This is a genomic window from Pleomorphovibrio marinus, from assembly GCF_003347495.1.
GTDB classification, from domain to species: domain Bacteria; phylum Bacteroidota; class Bacteroidia; order Cytophagales; family Cyclobacteriaceae; genus Pleomorphovibrio; species Pleomorphovibrio marinus.
In genome coordinates, this window is the sequence record NZ_QCXY01000010.1 from 82690 (window position 1) to 100970 (window position 18281).

Sequence of the window (18281 nt, forward strand, 5' to 3'; positions counted from 1 at the left end):
AGGCAAGGTTTTTGATATTTTCATAGGAACAATAAGAATGCCGATTATTCGGCCTTACTAAACTACCATTTATAAATTTCAAACCGAAAATTTTTGATCATGAAAATCTTCAATAACCAGCATTTTAAAAAACTACATGAAACTACTGGAAATACGGTATTGAGCTTCTTTGTGCCCACAAATAGACACAGTTCCGATGGTTACAAAGCTGATAAAATCCACCTGAAAAACCTGCTAGGAAAAGCACAGGAGGAGTTGGTTAAGCTAAAAGGCATGGAAGAGAAAGATGCCAGGGAAACCTTAAAGCCGGCAAGCGCACTTTTGGAGGATTATGATTTTTGGAAATACAATGCAGACCTATTGGCGATTTATATCATCGATGGGGATTTAGAATATCTCAGGCTTCCAATACCTCAAAAAGAAAGTGCGTATTTTATTGGCCAGCGCCCCTTTCTCCTACCCTTAATCCCGGAACTAAATGACGACGGCCTGTACTATTTGCTGCTTTTAAACCTAGACAGAATTCGGCTGTTTGAGGCAAAAAGATCCAGTATTTACGAAATCGAACTAGACCAGGAAGAGGTAGCTGTTTCGTTCACCGATGAGGAAGAGGAAATGGAAAACGTTGGAAATCTCCAAGCGCAAAGCAACGTGGGAGATGGGGGAGCAACCTATCACGGACATGGAGATGGTTCTGATGAGGAAAAAAAGGTGACTATTCTCAACTATTTTCACCGCATGACGAATATGCTGGAGCCCAAGCTAAACCAGCGACCCTTACCGCTTTTTTTGGCAGGAGTGGACTATTTGATACCCTTGTTCCGGGAAGCCAGCAAATACAATCATCTGCAAAAAGGGCACGTAAGTGGCGCCTTCTCCGGTGAAGACATAAAAACCCTCCATAAAAAGTCCTGGGAATTGGCCAGCCGTCATTTTGACGAAAACAGAGAGGGGAGAATGGAGGAATTCAATTTGAAAAAGGCAAAAAGCCTGGCAATTGACAATGACTCAGCAAAATTAATCAAAGCATCCATCTCCGGAGGAGTAGACATGCTGTTTTTGAGTACCGACCACGAACATAAGTGGGGAACTTTTAATGAGGAGCAATATAAATTGAATTTTGAAGATTGCCCCACAGGAAAAAACCACTGTCTAATCGACTTGGCTGCCTCTCATGTGGTAAATAATGGGGGAAAGGTTTACTTTCTCCCTGCGGATAAAATGCCCGCAGAAAGTCAAATGGCAGGTACGCTCAGGTACGAAATATAACAAAAAAGGCTCCCTGTATGGGAGCCTTTTTTGTTTCTCAAAAATTCTTTTCCAAGATTTAAAGTTAAGCTTCAGCAGGAATGACAGATACATAGGACCTTCCGCCATATTTCTTCTGAAAACTTACCCTTCCATCCACCTTTGCAAACAAAGTATGGTCCTTGCCTAACCCGACGTTTTCGCCTGGATGGTGCTTGGTACCTCTCTGCCTAACTAGTATGTTTCCGGCGATTACAACCTCGCCACCAAATTTCTTTACACCAAGACGTTTACTTTCTGATTCTCTACCGTTCTTGGAACTACCTACACCTTTCTTATGTGCCATGCTATTAATGAATTTAAGTTGCCAATACTTAAAGGAGAATATCCTCTATTTGGATTTTAGTGTATTGTTGTCTGTGTCCCTTTTTCTTCTTGTAACCCTTTCTTCTCTTCTTTTTGAAGACAATTATTTTGTCACCTTTTACGTGACCTAGGATTTTAGCGGATACCTTGGCACCTCCCAAGAGTGGGGCACCTATCGATACTTGGCCATCGTTGTCAGCGAAGAGGACTTGATCGAACTCAACGGAAGCGTCAACATCTCCTTGCATTTTTGGTGCATAGATCTGTTGATCTTTTGTTACTTTGAACTGCTTTCCGGCTATGTTTACTATTGCGTACATAAACTGGTTGATATAACTACGATTATCAAAATGAGGTGCAAATATAGCTATTTTTCTGAAAATGGTGAAAAAATTCTTAAAATTATATTGCCTTATAAAGTAAAGGTCGTCTCCTCACTGGGATATTCTGCAAATTTAGGAGGTCAAAATAAATATAACTAGGGAGGAATTTAGAAAAACAAAGCAGAGAGATAAATAAATTGACCAATGGTCAAAAAAATAGACGGAATTTGGGTTCCTTTCATAGCAAAATTATTTCAAAAAAATTATTGCCCATTTTTATACGTATAAATCCATAATTTTTCCTTCATGAATAGATACATAACTTACTATTTTATAGTATTTTATGATGTTTTGACCAAAAGTCAATTTTCATGGATTTTTGACTTTCATTTATCGAAAATCCTGCCCATATTTGTTTAAAACCCTCCAAAAAAAGAACCAAAAGGAGTTAAAACCAGAGAAATATGAGTAGTAGGAGTTGCCACTAGATGGGTTTCTTCTAAACTGGGTTTGGCTATTTCAAGAAATAATAAATATAATTCACAATGAGACCGGAACCGATTTTAGAGCAAGGAGACAGCAGCAGGTTTGTATTGTTCCCCATTCAACACGACGATATTTGGGAATACTATAAAAAAGCGGAAGCGAGCTTTTGGACTGCCGAAGAGATTGACCTTGGGCAGGACATGAACGACTGGAAAAATTTAAATGACGGAGAGCGGCATTTCATTTCCCACGTACTGGCGTTTTTTGCCGCCAGTGATGGTATCGTAAACGAGAACCTCGCAGAACATTTCGTTTCTGAGGTTCAATACACGGAGGCCAAATTCTTTTACGGCTTTCAGATCGCCATGGAGAACATACATAGCGAGACCTACAGCCTGTTGATCGACACCTATATTAAAACCCCCTCGGAGAGAGATAAGCTTTTCAATGCCATCGAGCATTTGAGCTGTGTGAAGAAAAAAGCTGATTGGGCATTGCGCTGGATAGACAAAGGAAGTTTTCATGAGCGATTGATTGCATTTGCCGCAGTGGAAGGGATCTTTTTCTCAGGTTCCTTTTGTTCTATTTTTTGGCTCAAGAAAAGGGGACTTATGCCCGGACTCACTTTTTCCAACGAATTGATATCAAGGGACGAAGGGTTACACTGTGATTTTGCTTGTCACCTCTACACTAAGCATGTGGTCAACCAACTGCCGGAGGAAAAAATCATCGGCATCATCAAAGATGCTGTAGAAATAGAAAAAGAGTTTGTAACTGATGCTCTACCTGTCAGGTTGATCGGCATGAACGCAGAACTAATGTGCCAGTATATAGAATTTGTAGCCGACAGGCTATTATTGGAATTGGGATGCAGCAAAGTGTGGAACAGCACTAATCCATTTGATTTCATGGACATGATTTCTCTGCAAGGCAAGACCAATTTCTTTGAAAAGCGCGTAGGTGATTACCAAAAGGCTGGTGTAATGAAGAACAAAGAATCCACCGGAGGTAATAAATTCTCTATCGAAGAGGACTTTTAATATCATTTTTACAAAACACCTTATTATTACTTATTTCTTATGTTAGTAATCAAACGAGACGGGCGCAGGGAGTCAGTCAGATTCGACAAAATTACGGCAAGGATAGAAAATCTTTGCAAGGGGCTAGACCCAAAGCACATTCATCCTATCGAGGTCGCCAAAAAAGTGATTGATGGGCTCTATGACGGTGTAACCACCACCGAACTAGACAATTTAGCGGCAGAGGTTTGTGCATCGTTGACCGTAAAGCATCCGGATTATGCAATACTTGCTGCACGTATTGCCATTTCCAACCTTCACAAGACCACCAGCCAGTCGTTTTCAAACACCATGAAACGGCTCTACACCTATATTAACCCAATCACCCAGGAAAATGCCGCACTCATAGCCCCTGATGTATATGGAGTGGTTAAGCAGCATGCTGCTCTTTTGGACGAAGTCATCGATTACGACAGGGACTTTGACTACGATTTCTTTGGGTTTAAAACCTTGGAAAGAAGTTACCTGATCAAACTTGACGGCAAGGTAGTGGAAAGGCCACAGCACATGCTGATGAGGGTGGCCATAGGTATTCACAAGGAGGACATCGATGCGGCTATAGAAACCTATCACCTGCTTTCCCAAAAATGGTTTACCCATGCTACACCTACCCTGTTTAATGCCGGGACTCCTAAGCCCCAATTGTCCTCCTGCTTCCTTCTCACCATGAAGGACGACAGCATAGATGGGATCTACGACACCTTGAAACAGTGTGCAAAGATTTCCCAATCCGCCGGTGGCATAGGGTTGAGCATCCACAACGTAAGGGCCAAAGGGTCCTATATCAGAGGCACAAATGGCATGAGTAACGGCATAGTGCCCATGTTGAGGAACTTTGACATGACAGCAAGGTACGTGGACCAGGGTGGGGGTAAAAGAAAAGGAAGCTTCGCGGTTTACTTGGAGCCCTGGCATGCCGACATCAAAGATTTTCTGGATCTGAAAAAGAACCACGGCAAAGAGGAATTGAGGGCAAGGGATCTGTTTTATGCACTTTGGATCTCGGATTTATTCATGAAACGTGTGGAGGCCAACGAGGAATGGTCCTTGTTTTGCCCCAATGAGGCACCCGGTCTCGCCGATTGCCATGGTGCCGAATTCGAAAGGCTCTATGAGAAATATGAAAAGGAGGGCAAGGCAAGGGAAACCATAAAAGCCCAAGAACTGTGGTTTGAAGTGCTGGAGTCACAAATTGAAACAGGGACACCCTACCTTCTTTATAAGGATGCTGCAAATAGCAAGTCCAACCAAAAGAACTTGGGCACCATCAAATCCTCCAACCTGTGTACCGAAATCCTTGAGTACACCTCTCCGGACGAGGTAGCGGTATGTAACTTGGCTTCTATCGCCTTACCCAAATTTGTATCGACCGATAAAAACGGCAAGCGCTATTTTGACCATCAGAAACTCTATGAGGTAACCAAAGTTGCCACGAGGAACCTCAACAAGGTGATAGACGTCAATTATTACCCCGTGGAGGAAGCGAGAAAGTCCAACTTCCGGCACAGGCCCATAGGGCTGGGCATACAAGGGTTAGCGGATGCATTCATCTTGCTTAGGATGCCTTTTGATTCTGAGGAGGCCAAGGGGCTAAACGTGGACATATTCGAGACCATTTACTTTGCAGCCATGGAAACCTCTATGGAGCTGGCAAAAACCCAGGGAACTTACGAAACATACGAAGGATCGCCAGTGTCGAAGGGACAATACCAGTTCGACCTATGGGGAGTTACACCCAAGTCAGGTAGGTGGGATTGGACTGCTTTAAAAGCCAAGACCAATAAATACGGTATACGTAATTCTCTTTTGGTAGCCCCCATGCCCACAGCGTCCACCTCCCAGATTTTGGGAAACAACGAGTGTTTCGAACCATACACTTCAAACATCTATACCAGAAGAACACTATCCGGAGAGTTTGTAGTGGTGAACAAACACCTTATGAAAGATCTGATCAGCCTGGGGCTTTGGACTGAAAAAATGAAAAACAGGCTTATCAGTGCAAACGGATCGATACAGCAGATGCCAGAGGTTCCTCAACATCTCAAAGACCTTTACAAGACCGTTTGGGAAATTTCCCAAAAGACCATCATTGATATGGCTGCGGACAGAGGGGCTTATATTTGCCAATCCCAAAGCATGAACCTGTTTTTACAAGAGCCCAATTTCGGCAAACTCACTTCCATGCACTTCTATTCTTGGAAAAAAGGGCTGAAAACAGGCATCTATTACCTCCGGTCCAAGGCAGCCAGCAGCGCTATTCAATTCACCGTGGACAAGTCGCAGTTGGATCAGGTAGAACCGGTTCAAGACACCAAGAAAAAGCAGCAGCAGGAAGCCATCGCCTGCTCTTTGGATGACCCAGACAACTGTGAAGCCTGCGGTAGTTAGATTTTAAGTACCAGGGTACATTAAGAAAAGCAAGGTCAATACAGGTTGGCCTTGCTTTTTTTGTACCCTCTTTGGTTAATTTTTCAACCGGTAATTCAGTAATTGCTGTAAAATCACCCCACCCACCCCTATTTTTAATCCTCTAATTTTTCTTTTGGAGATAGAATTCTATTAAGTAGAATATTTTATATTATTAAACTATTTGTAGTTGAAAAAAAATTTAATTCCTTAATTATTAAAATAATAAAATTAAATAGCTGTATTTTGGATTTCTTTTCCAAAGAATTATAAATTTTTCAATTTTTACGAAATAACAATTTTCAACTATGAATATTACCTATACGTTAATTTTTCAATTATTTTATTATAATTATTGCAATGAATCAATTCCTACAATACATTTGTATCATACTTACGTAAGTGATTCAATTATCGCCCAAAATAATTAACCTCAAACAAAAAATTCGCAGAAACATTTCTGCGGGAGGTTTGAATTTCATTCTTATAACCTTAAAAATTTTAACACCATGAGATTAATTATTGCAACATTCCTAGCGCTCAGCATCAGTTTCGGATCCCATGCTTTTTCTGGACCCGGCAAAGAAAATCCTATCGTAACTTTGGAAAAGGTGGGTGATGCAAAGTTTCAGCTTAAGTATTTGGCAAAGCCAAGTGGCGACGTGACGGTGAACATCAAAGATGAGAAAAACCATATCGTTTACCGTGACGTGATCAGCAGTGAAAAGCTTTTCTTCAAAAACTACGACTTGAAAAAATTGGGTTTTGGCAGTTTCCAATTCGAGATTGTAGAAAATGAATCCGGAAGACATGAGGACTTTAAGGTGAACGTGACTCCTCCTCAAAGCAAGTCAAATTACCATGTCAACAAAAGGATTCTTGACCAAAGAAGTATTGCCTTACTGGTTTCCAATTTGGACGAAACTGAAAAAACAATCCGGATTTTTGACAAAGGTGAAAAAATTCATGAAGAAAACTTCTCCGGAAAAAATTTCGGGAAAAGGTTCACTTTCGAAAACTTAGTAAACCTTAAAAACATCACCATTGAAATCAAAGATGTTGATGGTTTCTCCAAATTTATTTCTGCCAGATAATTTAGTTTAATTAACCACTAACAATCGAAAGCGGCTCCATTGAGAGCCGCTTTTTTTTTGGAATTATTCAATACACTAACATGTTTTGAATTCATATGAATGAGATATCGATCAAAAACATGGTTTGTCCAAGATGCATACTGGCTGTACAACAACAATTGGATCACCAGGGCTTGGCCTATGAAAAAGTAACATTGGGAAAGGTTTTTCTTGAGAAGGACATTTCCCAGGATGCTTTGAAAGAGTTGGAAAAGCAACTTCAAAAGCTGGGATTTTCCTTGCTAAAGGATAGGGAAGTCCAAAAAATAGAAGCCGTCAAAACGGCCTTAATTGAAATTGTACAGCTAGGGGATTTAAGCAATGATTTTTCCTTGTCCCATTTTGTAGGAAACCTATTTGGAGAAGACTATGCCCGGCTAAGCCATATGTTTAGCAGTTCGGAAGGGGTCACTATAGAGCAGTACCTCATTCAACTCAAGGTAGAAAAAATTAAGGAGTGGCTGAGCTATGGGGAACTTAATGTAAGCGAATCCGCATACAGGCTGGGTTATAGCAGTGTACAGCATCTTTCCTCCCAATTTAAAAAGGTGACGGGGATGAGCCCCTCCACCTATAAAAAACTAAGCCTTAAACCAAGGCTCTCCATGGACGAAGTGGGGTTAAAAAAGCCGGATACCTAAAGAGAGTATCAGTTGGTTTTGCCTTTGATCGGTAGGGAACCCGGCCACGCTTTCTGCATGTTTCCCTAAGGCTCCTTCATACTTCAGGTCAAGGATCATATTTGCAATATCAAAGCCTATTCCCGCTTGATAACCTACGGTGGAGGTGTTGTAATCTGGACCTGTAAATCCGGGATCATCACTCTCCAGGGAGGAGTCCAAAAGAAAGCTCAATGCCGGACCAGCTTGTACACGGAAAAACTCGGCAAATTTAAACCCAAAAATCAAAGGTACATCCAGCCTGTCAAAGCTGGCGGAATAATTAATCGAGCTTGCCCCATGATCTTGCTGAAAATCCCCTCCCGTATTGGTATAAAGCACCTCTGGCTGTAGGAATATCCTGCTGCCACCCAACCTAGCAAACAAACCTACATGATAACCCAACTTACTATCCGCGCTAGAAAAGTCACTTCCGCTAACATTGATATTTCCCTGGGAAACCCCGAGCTTGGGGCCTATGGAGAATTCTTGTGCATATCCCTGAAGTGTGGACAGGATTAGGGCTAGGAACAGCAAATATGTTTTCATATGTTTATAATTGATTTTTAATGGCCATATAGCCTGCCCCTGCCTGCCCCGAACTCGATTCGGGGAACTTGCTTCGGGGGAATCTCGCAATCTTAATCATCCCAGTGTGTGACGTGCTCGTGATGCTCGATTTCTTAACCTAACCGATAATCATTCGGACCTGGTCGGCAATCCTTTGAACCATTTAACGTAAACAAGCCCAAACCTATTGTCATTGGCAAATTTAAGTCAAAAGTTAGGGAGTTTGATTAAATTTCCCATTAACTTTTTCATTCATAACGTCAAATTGGCCTTCTAACTAAGAAATTTTAAAAAAAATGTTAAAGTTTGTATTTAAAGTATATTTTTGTGAGTCAGCGAGAAATTGCCATAAAACATAAAAATTTTGTTGTGTAAGTTTAAGTATTAACTTAGATTAAGGTTTTTAAATTATAATCAATAGTAACAAATAATCTCCATGATAGAAGTAATAAAATACCCAAGCGTTTTAGAAAGTAGCAATCTGGAACTAAGAAATGTGGCGAAGGATCTGGTTTCAGGTCTAAAAATTTATCATGATAATGTAGGGTATTTGGTAGGTGAACTGGCGCTTTCGGAAGGAACTTCCCCTCACCGTAACATCAACAGTTCACCGGATGAAGCAGATTACCGCATTTTTTTAAAATCTGGTTTACTTTTAGCCTCTCAAAAGTTGGGCAGCCCCATTACCGTAACCACGGGTTTCCCCTTTTCTACTTTTCAGGTTTTCAAAGAAAATGCATACCGCCTGTTAGAAAATGAGCATATCATAGAATACGACACCCAAACTTTCGGTGGAGGGGGCAGAAAGAAAATGGCAGTGGAGGTTGACCGAGTAGCCATAGTGCCCGAGGTGGTAGGTGCAAGCATGGCCGTGCGGCAAATGACTCCCAATGCACCCAAGAACTTCTTCATGATCAGCCTTGGTTATGGGACCATGGAGGCCATCCTGAGCACGGAGGGAGGTCTGGTTCAAAGATCCAGTGTTTCTACCTTTGGGATCCGTTATGCAATCAACTTAATAACAAGAGAGCTACAGAAAGACAATTACCTCGATTTAAAAACAGAACACCAAATCGACCAATACTTTAGTGATGGAACAATAATCCTTAACAGGAAGCGTTTGGATTTGAGAGATCTTCGTAAGCAAGTAATCGCCCAATATTATCAGGATGTCATTTCTCCTTCTTTAAGGAAAGCTTTTACTGACAGTGATTTTGCGAAATCAGAGGATTTGTATTTAGCTGGTGGGGGAGCCAATTATGTGGATCTGGTAAATATGTTTAAGGAAGAATTTGATGGTTTTTTGAATATACATGTTCCAGAATCCCCCGAACAATTAGCATCCATTGGCTATGCATATAATAGCTTAGCAATAAATGGGGGGGCTAAGGACAAAGCTGTAGGCTTGGACTTGGGTAACAGCTCCACAATTATTAGTACTTTTAAACAAGAGAAAGAAGAAGGATAAACCTATGAAATTTGGATCTAACAAGCAACAGGAAGACGCAGCCTCTAATGCCAGCAAAGTAACTGTACTTTCGCTCGGGTTTGAGCTTACTGGAGATATTATTTCGAAGAGCGACATCCGGGCAGACGGAATATTGGTAGGGAGCATAAGAACGGACAAAAAAGTGGTGGTAGGTGAACAGGCGTCCATCACCGGAGACATCATCGCTGAGGAAATAAGCATTAGTGGAGAAGTGGTAGGTGACCTATATATCAGTGGAGAAACCACCATTTATGCCAGTGCAAAAGTGTCAGGTAACATCACTACCAACCAAATTTACGTCCATAAAGGAGCTGTTTTAAATAGCCTTATCAAGACATTGGATGCTGAATCTATAAAATCAGCCTCAAAATCCAGCAAGATCAATTCCGTAAGTAGGGATGAAATCTATTCTATGTTGGATGAAAGGAAAACCAAGGCAGCCAGTGAGGAAAAGCCTGAAAAGATAGGCCAGCCGAACCGTGAAGCCTCTACCTATTCCAGTAATGAACCTGACAAGGATTCAGATGATATGGGTAAGAACTTCCCAAGAACCTGGTGATTTTAGTTAATTTATTGCGTGTATAAGATAAAAAAAGGAGTTAGTTAACTAACTCCTTTTTTTATGTGCAATATCTAGAAAACAGAATTGATTATCCTCCTTCCCCATAGTCCCCAAATACACCTACCATATTTAGGAGTACCAAAATAATGACTACAGGACAAATCCACTTAATAAAAAACATCCATGCATTCTTGGGGAACCCGGAGAAACTTGGGGATCCTAATGCCAACTCATCCGCATAGTCACCCACCTTCTTAACCCATCCAGTATAAAGGCTCATCATAAGGCAAATGACCACCACTGCCAAAGTGCCAAAAAAGAAGTCCATCATATCGAAAAACCCACTAATGGGTTTTCCAAAAAAAGTAAAACCGAGTCGGTTGAAAACATTTCCCTGTACCGCAGTAAGGGAAGAAGGAATGGATAATACCATGGCACTTATCCCTATCGTCCAAGCCGCCCTTCTTCGGGACCATTTGCGTTCATCAATAAAATATGCAACAGGTACCTCGAGCATAGATATACTTGAAGTAAGTGCCGCAACTAGCAAAAGTAGAAAGAACATGGCACCAATAATATTCCCAAAAGGTTCTATTTGGTCAAAAACCCTAGGTAACACATTAAACACCAAAGCTGGGCCCTCATCAGGGCTTTCACCTGGCAATAAGGCAAAAAGGGCAGGGAAAATCATCAACCCTCCCATCAATGCGACCACGCTGTCCATCCCCGCAATCCATCCAGAAGACTGTATAATATTTCCCTCTTTCGGAAGATAACTTCCAAAGGTGATCATTAAGCCCCATCCTACAGACATACTGAAAAAAGCCTGCCCAAGAGCCGATAAAATAACATTTCCGTTTATCTTGGAAAAATCTGGTGATAAATAATATTCAATTCCGGCACCTGCACCCGGCAGGGTAACGGATCTGGCAGCGATTAAGACAATTATCAGAAATAATACGGGCATCAGGAATTTTGCGGCTTTCTCTATTCCACCCGAAACTCCTCCAAGCACCACCCCTATTGTCATCAGTATAAAAATCATACATAGTGGAATCACGTACATGGGAGTCTGTACAAAAACTGCAAAGTCCACAGGGATATTTATCAATTCTGTGAAAATATAGCCAATGGTCCACCCCGCAATAACCGAATAATAGCTTAACACTGCAAAACATACCACTACGCAAAGTACTCCTCCTCCTTGCCAAAACCTGTTGCCGCCAGTAACTTTGATAGCACCTACGGGGTTCTTTCTGGATTTTCTCCCGATGGCAATTTCATTGAGTAACAGAGGAAGCCCAATTAAAAGGACGCAGACCACATAAACAAAAACAAAGGCACCTCCCCCATTCTGACCTGTGATATAAGGAAAGCGCCAAATATTACCTAAGCCAACAGCAGAACCTGCCGCAGCCATAATAAAGCCAAAAGTAGAACCCCATTGTCCCCTTTTAGGCTTTTTCAACCCTTTTTGCATAGTAAGATTTCTTCCAAGTTAGTTAGGAAATAAAATGCTAAATTTTCTGGCTGGCTAAGTTAAATTGTTTTGTCAAAATACCAATCCCTTCTTCAAAAGATTTAGGTTCAAATCCAAGAATTTGAACGGCTTTGTCAATGATAAGACCTGTTCTTAAGGGCCTCGGTGCGACCTGCGAAAAATGTCTCGAGTCAGTTTTTAATATTTTGTACTCATCCAGACCAAAATATCGAGCAGTCATGATTCCCATTTCATATGGAGTAAGCAACTCCCTTCCTGAAATGTTGAAAATCCCTGTAGCTTCCTTCAACGCTATCAATAAACACCCATCGGCCAAGTCCTCTGCAAGGGTAGGGGTGCGGATCTGATCATCCACCAATTGGAGCTCTTTCCCAAGCTCCAGGGCATGTTTTACCCATAAAACCAGATTGGACCTACTCAAATCATGGGCAATCCCAAACACCAAATTTGTTCTGACGATAGTCCAAATGGCATTGGAGTCTTGAATGATTTTTTCGGACTGTTGTTTGGCTCTCCCATAATAATTAATAGGGTTTGTTGGGGCGTTTTCTAAGTAAGGGCCATTTTTCCCATCAAAAACGAAGTCGGTAGAAAGAAAAATTAAATGGGACCCTGTCATTTCGCATGCTCTTAGTACGTTTTCGGTAGCCAATACATTTTGTTTGTAGCACTCATCGTGGTTGACTTCGCATCTATCCACATCCGTCATGGATGCTGCATGTATGACGACATCCGGTTTATAAAAACGCAGGGTCTCCATCACCTGCTTTTGGTTGCAGACATCCATCTGCTCAAAGGTGAAACCAGTCCAATCGGAGGGAAGACGGCAGCTTGATTTGCTTGTGGCAATGGCAATCATATGTTCCGAGGCGGAAATTCTCTTCACTAATTTTTGGCCTAACAACCCATTAGCACCTGTGATAAGTATTTTCATCGGATCATTTTTCTTTATACTCATAACCGTAATCCTTAGTGATTTTCTTTTTGTCTAATTCTTTTACGTTCACCTTAATCCATACTGGGTTTTTAGGCTTATCCGCCCTGTCGGTTTCTTCGGATACAATCTTGTCCAAAACTTCCAACCCTTTTATCACCTTTCCAAAAACTGTGTAGGTGTCGTCAAGATGTGGTGTACCTCCTGTAGTTGTATAAGCTTTGACTTGCTCCGGCCTCATTTTCTTATCCAAATTGACCCTTAGGTATTCTTCTATGTCCTCTTTCTGGTCAAGCATTATTATGGTCAAGCTGTCGTATTCTTCCTTTTCGTAGAGTGCAGTGTACCTTTCCTTTATTTCACGTTTACTTTCAAGCTGAATGTACTTCATAAAAGCCTCCTGAAGTTTTCGCATATCCGTGTTCAGGGTTTTTTCATCATAAACCTTTCCTCTCACGATGTAAAACTGGCTTCCACTCGACCTCCGTTCTGGGTTTATATTATCCCCTTGCCTGGCTGCAGCTATACTGCCCTTTTCATGGATCAGTTCAGTGTTGAATTCACTGGGTAAGGTGTACCATTCTTCCTCTGGGAGTTCTTCCTTTCCGAATACATCCCCTGCTTGCGCCATAAAGTCTTTAATCACCCGGTGAAATTCCGTGGAATCGTACCTTCCGGCCTTTGCAAGTTTTAAGAAATTCTCCTTGTGCTTAGGCGTTTCATCATGTAACACGGCATACATATTCCCATGCCTTGTTTCTATAGTCACAAGGTGATCTTTCTCCGTACTACATCCAATGGCCAATAAGCCAACAAGTGATAAAAAGGGGATTAGGTGATTCTTCATTTTCCTTGGGCCTGCTTAATTTCTTCTAGTATGGTTTTACCACCTGCCGCTATTACTTTTTCAGCAAGTTTCTTGCCCAATTCCTTAGAATTGGTATTAATTCCAGAAACTCTTTCACAAATCCTTTTGGCTCCATTCAAGCTAATAATGCCTCCTTTTAATTGGATTTCCTTTCCGTTACTGACAGCCAAGGCAAATATGGGTATACTACACCCACCTTCCATGATTTTCAGGTAGGCCCTTTCTGCCGAGAGACAATCCCCTGTACTAGAGTGGTGTACGGACGATTTTATAAGCTCCTTTGTTTCCCTCGGAAGGCTTTCGTGTGCCTCTACAGCAATGGAGCCCTGCCCCACTGCTGGAGTGAATTCATCGACCGACAACTCATGTGCAATCATGGCATCGTAGCCCATCCGATGTACACCTGCATAGGCTAGCAGCACAGCATCGCAATGCCCGTTTTTCATTTTTGTGACTCTAGTCTGCAAATTGCCCCTGATGTCCACGGTTTTGATATGAGGATAATAGTACTTTAAAGTGGCAATCCTCCTGGTAGAAGACGTTCCAAACACCAGGTTTTGTCCTGGCGTTTGGTAATTTATGTCAATTTTGTGACTTAATATAACATCATTGACTTTTTCCCGCTCTGTAAATGCAATAAGCTCAAACCCTTCTGGTAAGTTGGATTGCATGTCCTTGGCACTATGCACAGCAATATCTATGGTACCTTTGGCTAATTGCTCTTCAATCTCCTCGGTAAACACCCCTTTACTTCCAATCTTGGATATAGCCACGTCCAAGACCTTGTCCCCTTTGGTTTCTATGACTACTATATCCGTGCTTACCCCATGGTTTTGCAGCAAGTTGGATACATAATGGGCTTGGAAGAGTGCTAGTTTACTTCCTCTAGTTCCAATTTTTATGGTTCTCATTCAATTTTTCTTTTCCTGCGTTGGGTTGTTTTATTTACGGAAAACTGCACAAATTCTATGATTTTGGAGGCAATATCCACTCCTGTTGCTCGCTCTATTCCCTCTAGTCCAGGAGAACTGTTCACTTCAATAATCAATGGCCCCCTTGCGGATTGCAACAGGTCCACCCCTGCAATGGACAAACCAAGTGCTTTAGCTGCATTCAATGCCGCGGCTTTTTCCTCCTTGCTGAGTTTTACTACGCTGGCCTTTCCACCTCGGTGAAGGTTGGACCTGAACTCACCTTCTTCTCCTTGTCGCTTCATGGCACCTACTACTTTATTATTCACCACAAATGCCCTAATGTCTGCTCCTTTTGCTTCCTTAATGAATTCCTGGACTATGATCCTGGCCTTAAGGCCGTGAAAAGCCTCAATTACCGACTGCCCTGCCTTCCTGGTTTCAGCTAATACCACTCCAAGACCTTGGGTTCCTTCCAGCAATTTAATAATCAAGGGGGCACCACCCACTCTTTCCACCAACTGCTTTTCTCCTCCTTTAGAAAAATTGGTAAATGCGGTTTTGGGCATCCCCAATCCCTCTCTACTCAAAATTTGAAGGCTTCTCAACTTGTCCCTACTTCTAACGATAGCTTGGGATTCCACAGCAGAAAACACTCCCATTAATTCAAACTGCCGTACGACTGCTGTACCATAGAAGGTTACGGAGGCACCTATGCGCGGAATAATGGCATCGATGTCCAATAACTTATCCCCCTTGTAGATTACGCTAGGCCCCTCCTGCTCGATCACCAAGTCACAGAGCGAATGATCCACGACCAAAGCCTCGTGACCTGCGTTTTTTGCAGCCTCAAATAGCCTCTTGGTGGAATATAAGTGTGGGTTTCTGGATAGAATGGCAATTTTCATAATCTCTTAAATGGAAAATCTTAGGGAATTTGTTTTTTTGATTTGGCAGGTACCAAATCCACATCTACCAAAAACCTGCCTTTAAGTAGCTTTCTGCCCAATAATATGGCATTCTTCATTTTCTTTCGGTCAGAAAGGGTGAACTCGGCATCAATTTGGTCTCCCATCACATCTACTTTGGTCTTTACCTTGTACCGATGTTCTACTTGGCCAAAGGAGTTTTTTACCTTTTTTATGGTATAGTTTCTGGTTTGGATAAGGTTACCTGTATGCTTGGGATGGTGCGGGGGCAGCAAGCTGAACTTCAGGATTTGGTGTCCATCCTCAAGCTCTTCCTTGACTTCTTCGGCATGCACTGCACTGGTATAGGCACCAGTGTCCACTTTTGCCAAAACCCCCTCAATTTCCCATTCGGGAAGAGATATTTTGGTTTTTCTACCTATGACTTTCTTCATGTGTTTCTTCCATTCTGATTGTTTTGGCTAAAGAAAATGTCAAGTCCAAAAATATAATTTTTGGATTGGCATTTCTTTCCAAGTGGTAATGGGACTCATTGAGTGAATGATACATCCCCAATATCTTTTTCTCGGTAAGCACATTTTTACCGAAATCTCCGATAAACTTACGGTCCTGGGATGAGGAGCGCATCAGTTTTACCAACTGGTTTTTGTCCAGCAGGCACTCCCTGAGAATGTTCATTCCCGTTAGCAAGAGTGTCTTTTGGCTTTCTTTTCCCAAAATGGCGAATTCTTCTGAGAAAGCCAGCATTTCGTTTATCCTAGCATTGTAGCAGGCCCTCATCCAGTCCCTGAATTTCACCGTACTTTTGTCCTGTACCTCCTCTACCAGCCGGTAAGCTGCCCTCATGTTCCCATCGGCCAAAGGTGCCAACTGATCCGCTACTTGTTGGCTGGACAAGCCACTTACCACCAAGTGATCCTTAATTTCCTGGTCGGTAAATCCCCTTACGGAGATCTTTTGAGTCCTGGACAAGATAGTGGTCAAAAGTTGTTCAGGATGGGTACTTACTAATAGAAACAAGGTTTTTTCCGGTGGCTCCTCAAGGATTTTGAGAATTGCATTGGCGGCCTGGGAATTCATTAGCTCTGGGCACCAGATCAGCATTGTCTTATAGCCTCCTTCAAATGATTTCAGGGATAGTGTTTTTATGATTTGCCTACCCATTTTCACAGAAATAGCGACCCTTGAACTAAATTCGGCATGGTCTATCCAATCTTGGATTCCTCCATAGGGCTGGCTTAATAAAAATGACCTCCACGGCTTATTAATGTCCACTTTTGGTTCCTCATCTTCTTCCTCCCCTTTCTTTTTATTGGAGAAAACACTACCAGGAACCGGGAAAGTAAAATTCATGTCAGGGTGTATGAGCTTACTCATTTTAACACAAGCCGCACAGGTGCCACAGGCATCCTTGTCAGTGGGACTTTCACAGTTGACATAAGTGGCCAGGGCCAAAGCCATCGGCACTATAGCACTACCCTCCTGACCATGGATTAAAAGGGCATGGGCAAGGTGATTTTGGCGTATGGCTTGGATTATTTTTTGTTTGGTTTCTTCCAGACCTGGAATTTCGGAAAACAGCATAGGCAGTCACAACATTTAAAAGCCCTTGTCCCATATTCTGTAGGGACGGGTGATTTCAAAAACTTTTTGTAAAATCAGCCGCTCGGCCTCAGTAAACTCCTGTCCTTTCATTTCCATTGCCTTTCTTGTTGTCTCTTCAAACTTCTTTAGCTGAAAGGTACTGAATCCTGATGCACCACCCCATGCAAATGATGAAATAAATTTTCTGGGGAAGCCTTCCCCAAATACATTTGCACCTATTCCAATAACAGTGCCCGAATTTAACATGGTGTTGATACCGAGCTTAACGTGATCCCCAATAAAGGCACCACAAAACTGTAGGTCAGTCCCATTAAAACCACCCTTTAGGTAGTCCCAAACTTTGATGGTACCTAGGTTGTTCTTAAGGTTTGAATTGTTGGTGTTTGCTCCGAGGTTGCACCATTCCCCGACCACGGAATTGCCCAGATACCCGTCGTGGGATTTATTGCTGTAACCAAAAAAAACCGAATTACTTACCTCACCTCCCACCTTACATTTTGGGCCTATAGTGATGTCCCCGCGCATTTTCGACCCCAGGCTCAGCATTGCTCCTTCACACATGGCAAAGGGACCTCTAATGATGCTCCCCTCCCCTATTTCCGCATTTTTGCCGATATATACTGGTCCGTTCTCTGCATTAATAATTGCAGATTTGATCTTTGCGCCGGTCTCGATAAAGGTATTTGATTCTTGGTAGATATTGGTGTAGGGGTCTTTTGCACCTGTTGAAATTCTCCTTTTGGTAAGAAGCTCATAATCCCTTTTTATTTCCACGCCATTTTGTTGGAAAATATTCCAGTTCTTCCAGATTATGGTGCAATCTCCTTCAAAGGTTTTAAATTTCTTCTTTTGGAGCTCATCTGCCCTGAAGCTTGAGGGGGAGGTGACGGAAGCGGCCAATAGCAATTCGTTTTGCCAGACAGATTCCCCTTCCGATAAATTTTGGATCAGGTCTAACAACTCCAAGGAGGGGCATACTGCTCCATTGACCATAATACTTGGTACCTCCGCTAAAGTATATTTATCTTGGAGGTAAGGCTGGGTAAGGTATCCTGATGGAAGGGAAAGGTGCCTTTCCCATTTCTCGGATATTTTTAGAATCCCTATCCTGATTTCCCCTACTGGCCTTGTGAATGTAAATGGCAATAAATTGCCCCGAATTTTCGGGTCATCGAATAAAACTATTTGATCCATTCCACAAAAATAAAAAAG

The 18281-nt window shown here is 42.1% G+C and carries 18 protein-coding genes; 7 read left to right on the forward strand and 11 right to left on the reverse strand.

What is annotated here, in order from left to right; all coding sequences use genetic code 11:
• Positions 1-99: 99 nt before the first annotated feature.
• Entirely contained in the window at positions 100-1269 is a 1170-nt protein-coding gene (locus DB520_RS20640) for a baeRF7 domain-containing protein (RefSeq protein ID WP_114751673.1), read from the forward strand.
• Positions 1270-1333: 64 nt separating this feature from the next.
• Here the strand turns inward: DB520_RS20640 and rpmA are convergent, their stop codons facing one another.
• Together rpmA and rplU are read right to left on the reverse strand one after the other, a co-directional pair.
• Positions 1334-1594, reverse strand: coding sequence for a 50S ribosomal protein L27 (rpmA, locus tag DB520_RS20645; protein WP_114751674.1), 261 nt, complete (start codon positions 1592-1594; stop codon positions 1334-1336).
• 28 nt (positions 1595-1622) lie between these two features.
• Positions 1623-1934: a 50S ribosomal protein L21 gene (rplU, locus tag DB520_RS20650; protein WP_114751675.1), complete on the reverse strand. Its 312-nt coding sequence runs from the start codon at positions 1932-1934 to the stop codon at positions 1623-1625.
• A gap of 548 nt (positions 1935-2482) precedes the next feature.
• On the opposite strand from rplU, the gene DB520_RS20655 reads away from it, so the two are divergent.
• The 4 genes from DB520_RS20655 to DB520_RS20670 all read left to right on the forward strand — a co-directional run bounded on the left by DB520_RS20655 (position 2483) and on the right by DB520_RS20670 (position 7682).
• Positions 2483-3463, forward strand: a complete 981-nt coding sequence (locus DB520_RS20655) for a ribonucleotide-diphosphate reductase subunit beta (RefSeq protein WP_114751676.1) — start codon at positions 2483-2485, stop codon at positions 3461-3463.
• 39 nt (positions 3464-3502) lie between these two features.
• The gene (locus DB520_RS20660; protein WP_114751677.1) at positions 3503-5890 is read left to right on the forward strand and encodes a ribonucleoside-diphosphate reductase subunit alpha; all 2388 of its coding nucleotides are present in this window, start codon (positions 3503-3505) and stop codon (positions 5888-5890) included.
• Positions 5891-6417: 527 nt separating this feature from the next.
• Positions 6418-7002 carry a hypothetical protein gene (locus tag DB520_RS20665; protein WP_114751678.1) on the forward strand — a complete coding sequence of 195 codons (585 nt, stop codon included), beginning with the start codon at positions 6418-6420 and terminating at the stop codon, positions 7000-7002.
• A 95-nt stretch (positions 7003-7097) separates the two neighbouring features.
• Complete coding sequence (locus tag DB520_RS20670) at positions 7098-7682, forward strand: helix-turn-helix domain-containing protein (RefSeq protein ID WP_114751679.1); 585 nt, start codon at positions 7098-7100, stop codon at positions 7680-7682.
• Here the strand turns inward: DB520_RS20670 and DB520_RS20675 are convergent.
• Entirely contained in the window at positions 7662-8249 is a 588-nt protein-coding gene (locus tag DB520_RS20675) for a porin family protein (RefSeq protein ID WP_114751680.1), read from the reverse strand. The genes DB520_RS20670 and DB520_RS20675 overlap by 21 nt on opposite strands.
• A 457-nt stretch (positions 8250-8706) precedes the next feature.
• Between DB520_RS20675 and DB520_RS20680 the strand changes: the two genes are divergently transcribed.
• Both DB520_RS20680 and DB520_RS20685 read left to right on the forward strand, forming a co-directional pair.
• Positions 8707-9738, forward strand: a complete 1032-nt coding sequence (locus DB520_RS20680) for a ParM/StbA family protein (protein WP_114751681.1) — start codon at positions 8707-8709, stop codon at positions 9736-9738.
• A gap of 4 nt (positions 9739-9742) precedes the next feature.
• Positions 9743-10318 carry a bactofilin family protein gene (locus DB520_RS20685; protein WP_114751682.1) on the forward strand — a complete coding sequence of 192 codons (576 nt, stop codon included), beginning with the start codon at positions 9743-9745 and terminating at the stop codon, positions 10316-10318.
• 91 nt (positions 10319-10409) lie between these two features.
• Here the strand turns inward: DB520_RS20685 and DB520_RS20690 are convergent, their stop codons facing one another.
• The 8 genes from DB520_RS20690 to DB520_RS20725 are packed head-to-tail and all read right to left on the reverse strand — an operon-like array spanning position 10410 to position 18263.
• Entirely contained in the window at positions 10410-11801 is a 1392-nt protein-coding gene (locus DB520_RS20690; RefSeq protein WP_114751683.1) for a sodium-dependent transporter, read from the reverse strand.
• 37 nt (positions 11802-11838) lie between these two features.
• Positions 11839-12780, reverse strand: a complete 942-nt coding sequence (locus DB520_RS20695) for an SDR family oxidoreductase (protein WP_114751684.1) — start codon at positions 12778-12780, stop codon at positions 11839-11841.
• The gene (locus DB520_RS20700) at positions 12761-13603 is read right to left on the reverse strand and encodes a peptidylprolyl isomerase (protein ID WP_114751685.1); all 843 of its coding nucleotides are present in this window, start codon (positions 13601-13603) and stop codon (positions 12761-12763) included. The genes DB520_RS20695 and DB520_RS20700 overlap by 20 nt, the downstream gene beginning before the upstream one ends.
• Positions 13600-14535 (reverse strand): hydroxymethylbilane synthase, encoded by a 936-nt coding sequence (gene hemC / locus DB520_RS20705; RefSeq protein WP_114751686.1) that lies wholly within the window; start codon positions 14533-14535, stop codon positions 13600-13602. The genes DB520_RS20700 and hemC overlap by 4 nt, the downstream gene beginning before the upstream one ends.
• On the reverse strand, positions 14532-15443 hold the full coding sequence (gene rimK / locus DB520_RS20710) for a 30S ribosomal protein S6--L-glutamate ligase (protein WP_114751687.1): 912 nt from the start codon (positions 15441-15443) through the stop codon (positions 14532-14534). The genes hemC and rimK overlap by 4 nt, the downstream gene beginning before the upstream one ends.
• A gap of 20 nt (positions 15444-15463) precedes the next feature.
• On the reverse strand, positions 15464-15898 hold the full coding sequence (locus tag DB520_RS20715) for an ATP-dependent zinc protease family protein (protein WP_114751688.1): 435 nt from the start codon (positions 15896-15898) through the stop codon (positions 15464-15466).
• Positions 15879-17048 carry a DNA polymerase III subunit gene (locus tag DB520_RS20720; RefSeq protein WP_114751689.1) on the reverse strand — a complete coding sequence of 390 codons (1170 nt, stop codon included), beginning with the start codon at positions 17046-17048 and terminating at the stop codon, positions 15879-15881. Before DB520_RS20720 ends, DB520_RS20715 begins: the two co-directional genes overlap by 20 nt.
• Positions 17049-17063: 15 nt before the next feature.
• The gene (locus DB520_RS20725) at positions 17064-18263 is read right to left on the reverse strand and encodes a putative sugar nucleotidyl transferase (protein WP_114751690.1); all 1200 of its coding nucleotides are present in this window, start codon (positions 18261-18263) and stop codon (positions 17064-17066) included.
• Between the last annotated feature and the right edge of the window lie 18 nt (positions 18264-18281).